Source organism: Paenibacillus sp. OT2-17, from assembly GCF_009827695.1.
Lineage (GTDB): Bacteria > Bacillota > Bacilli > Paenibacillales > Paenibacillaceae > Paenibacillus > Paenibacillus polymyxa_B.
The window spans coordinates 1-697 of the sequence record NZ_WUDQ01000998.1 but is presented as its reverse complement, the minus strand read 5'-3'; the positions used below and the strand labels follow the sequence as shown (position 1 = coordinate 697).

The 697-nt window shown below is 44.9% G+C and carries 1 protein-coding gene; it reads right to left on the bottom strand.

Going from position 1 to position 697, the window contains the following annotated elements; genetic code table 11:
- Nucleotides 1–63: 63 nt before the first annotated feature.
- A partial coding sequence (locus GRP75_RS28690) for a 2-oxo acid dehydrogenase subunit E2 (protein ID WP_160791082.1) occupies nt 64–697 on the bottom strand: 634 nt, incomplete at its 5' end.

Genomic DNA, 697 nt, shown 5'->3' with positions numbered 1-697 from the left:
GCCAGGACCCGCACCGATAACCAATGTGTCAATATCCAGAGAAGCGTCTCCTACTACCATTGATTACACCTCCATAACAAGCAACTCAGGGTTAGCGAGCAGCTGTTTGATATAGTTCATGAAGTTTTGAGCAGTTGCACCGTCAATAATACGGTGGTCAAAGCTCAAGGAAAGAGCCATTACTGGAGCAGCTACAATTTCACCGTTTTTCACGACTGCTTTTTCACTGATGCGGCCAGTACCCAAAATCGCAACTTCAGGGAAGTTAATGATTGGAGTAAAGAACATACCGCCTGCGGAACCGATGTTAGTGATGGAGATTGTACTCCCTCTCATCTCATTCGCAGCCAATTTTCCATCACGACCGCGCACAGCTAGATCACGAATGGAATCAGCAATCATCCAGATACTCTTACGATCAGCATCTTTGATAACAGGAACGATCAAGCCGTTGTCTGTATCTGTAGCGATACCGATGTTGTAGTATTTTTTGTAGACAATTTCGTTTGCTTCTTCGTCGATCGTGGCATTCAGAGCCGGGAATTGACGGGAAGCAGCAACCAAAGCTTTTACGATGAATGGCAGGTAAGTTACTTTTGTGCCTTTCTTCTCAGCAATTGGTTTGATACGAGTACGGAAAGCAACCAGTTCAGTTACATCTACTTCATCCATAATCGTAACGTGCGGAGCCGTATAA